Source organism: Actinoplanes sp. NPDC051633, from assembly GCF_040681735.1.
Classification (GTDB): Bacteria; Actinomycetota; Actinomycetes; order Mycobacteriales; family Micromonosporaceae; genus Actinoplanes.
Genome location: NZ_JBFAZH010001195.1, coordinates 1 through 2,315 on the forward strand (window position 1 = coordinate 1; position 2,315 = coordinate 2,315).

Consider the following 2,315-nt stretch of genomic DNA (forward strand, 5'->3'; position numbering starts at 1 on the left):
AACGTTACAAATTTTTTAAGAAATAATTTTGTTTTTCAAAATTCCAAAAGTCGTAGGCGTGGCAGAAGAGCGCCCCGGTGGTCTCGGCGTGCACGGCGGCGGCCGCATACGCCTCGGCGTACTCGTCGCCCACCTGAACCACGCGCGCCCCCAGCTTGCCGAGTTTGGCGACCTTGACCGGCGGGGCGGTGAGCGGCACGAAGACCTCGGCCGGCACGCCCAGCTCGGCGGCGGCGTAGGCGGCGGCCAGACCCGCGTTGCCACCGGACGCGGCGACCACGCCGGCCTCGGGCAGCCGGCCGGCGGCGAGCATCCGGTTGACCATGCCGCGGGTCTTGAACGAGCCCGCGTACTGGGCGAACTCCAGCTTGAACCACAGCTCGGGTCCGGCCTGCAACAGCGGCGTGCGCCGGACCCGGCCGGAAATGCGCGCCCGCGCGGTGCGGACGTCGTCGACAGTGACCATCCCAGCCACGTTAGGCGTCAGGCAAGGCTCCAGAGCCCCAGACCGGCCGTGACGGTCGTCTCTGATCGGCGATCACCGACCAGACGCGCGAGGTCGAGCAGTCGGTGCGAGAAGCCCCACTCGTTGTCGAACCAGCCGCGGACGCGCACCGCGCCGTCCGGCGTCACCTGGGTGCCGGAGGGGTCGAGCAGGCAGGACGCCGGGTTGTTCTTGACGTCGACGGAGACCGTGGGGTCGGGGTCGTACCCGAGGATGCCCCGCAGCGGGCCCGCCGCGGCCTCGGCCATCGCGCGGTTGACCTCCTCGACGGACACCGGACGGTCGGTGTGCCCGGCGAGCTCCGCGAGTGAGCCCACCGGCGTGGGAACGCAGTAGTAGCTGAACATCATCTCGCCGATGCCGGGCAGGATGTGCCGCACCAGGTCACCGACCACGTAGTTGTGCGGAATGATGCTCTCCAGCGAGCCCCGGCCGAGCCGCGGGTCGTTGCGGGAGGCGCCGACCAGGCCGTCGTGCACCTTCTGCCAGCCCTGCACGGCGAGCACCACCGACGTCGAGACCGAGTGCAGCCCGAACCGGTCGAGCAGCACCTTGGCCATGATGGTCAGCGCGTTGACGCCGCAGGAGGCCGGGGACACCACGTCGTGGCGTGCCGGGTCGTAGGTGGCCTGGTTGGCGCCCATCACCAGGAACGCGTCCGGCTCGTCGGCGGACGCGCTGATCACCACCTTGCGGGCGCCGCCGTGCGTGATGTGCCGGCGGGCCACCTCCCCGGAGCGGAACCGGCCGGTCGCCTCGATCACGACGTCGACGCCCTCCTCGGCCCAGCGGATCCGCTCCGGCCGGTCGTGGTTGAAGACGCGGATGGTCCGGTCGTTCACCACGAGCTGGTCGGCGCGGGCGGTCACCGTGCCCGGGAAGGTGCCGCGGATGCTGTCACGCCGCAGACCGTAGGCCAGTCTGTCCGGCGTCGCTATGTCGTTGATCGCGGCGATGGTGATGCCGGGGTCGGGATGCGCCGACACGATCCGGGTCAGACAGCGTCCGATACGTCCGAATCCGTTGATGCCGATTGTGACTGTCACTGAGACTCCTCATGGCCCCCTGGCCTGACTGCGCCCCAACTATTGGTCTTACTTAAACCGTCCGTCACGCGCTTGACACTATGAGTGTGCAAGTTGCACGTCAACGCATCGACGCAGACGAGGACGTCACACCGGCGAGTCGCAGTTGGACGCCCGCGGCGTCCGCCCCGACAGGGGCCCTGACCAGGCCATGGTCCACAAACGGGGACCGAGTCAACCGGTAGGCCCGTTGTTGAGCCATTCGGCAAACGATCCCAGTTTAGTGATCACGATCGGACACGTCGGCGAATGTGCCGCCGAGCGCCGACACCGCCTCGTCGGCGTCCAACCGTAACGCGACACCGCGTTCCCCGGCACCGAGGCTGATCGTGCGGCCGCGGATCCGCTCGTCACCGATCACGTCCCACGCGGTGGAGGCGCCGAACGGCGTGATCGTGCCGCGTTCGTACCCGGTGGCCTCCTTGGCGGTGGCGGCGTCCGGCATGGACAGCCGGTTGACGCCGAGCAGGGCGCGCAGCTTGGGCCAGGAGATCACCCGGCCACCCGGCACCAGCACGAAGACGTAGTCGCCGGCGGCGCGGCGCACGACCAGTGTCTTGACCACGTCACGCACCTCGACGCCCTGGTTGCGCGCCGCCTCCTCGAGGCTGCCGGCCGGCCCGTGACGGACCACCTCGTGCTTGATCCCAGCGGCGGCGACGGCCTCGAGCGCGGCGTTCATCCGGTCACTGTAATGAACGCCGCCCGATTGCCGGTGAACGTCG

3 protein-coding genes are annotated in these 2,315 nt (G+C 69.1%); all 3 read right to left on the reverse strand.

Features of this window, described 5'->3' with window-relative positions:
* Positions 1-4: 4 nt before the first annotated feature.
* Complete coding sequence (locus AB0M20_RS38920; RefSeq protein WP_364306003.1) at positions 5-466, reverse strand: pyridoxal-phosphate dependent enzyme; 462 nt, start codon at positions 464-466, stop codon at positions 5-7.
* A 17-nt stretch (positions 467-483) separates the two neighbouring features.
* Complete coding sequence (locus AB0M20_RS38925) at positions 484-1,551, reverse strand: glyceraldehyde 3-phosphate dehydrogenase NAD-binding domain-containing protein (RefSeq protein ID WP_364306004.1); 1,068 nt, start codon at positions 1,549-1,551, stop codon at positions 484-486.
* A gap of 259 nt (positions 1,552-1,810) precedes the next feature.
* A complete protein-coding gene (locus tag AB0M20_RS38930; protein ID WP_364306006.1) occupies positions 1,811-2,272 on the reverse strand; it encodes a YbaK/EbsC family protein in 462 nt (153 codons plus the stop codon).
* Positions 2,273-2,315: the final 43 nt, after the last annotated feature.

Coding starts and splice junctions, on each gene's coding strand:
- AB0M20_RS38920 (WP_364306003.1), bottom strand. CDS start 466: ATGGTCACTGTCGACGACGTCCGCACCGCGCGGGCGCGCATTTCCGGC.
- AB0M20_RS38930 (WP_364306006.1), bottom strand. CDS start 2,272: ATGAACGCCGCGCTCGAGGCCGTCGCCGCCGCTGGGATCAAGCACGAG.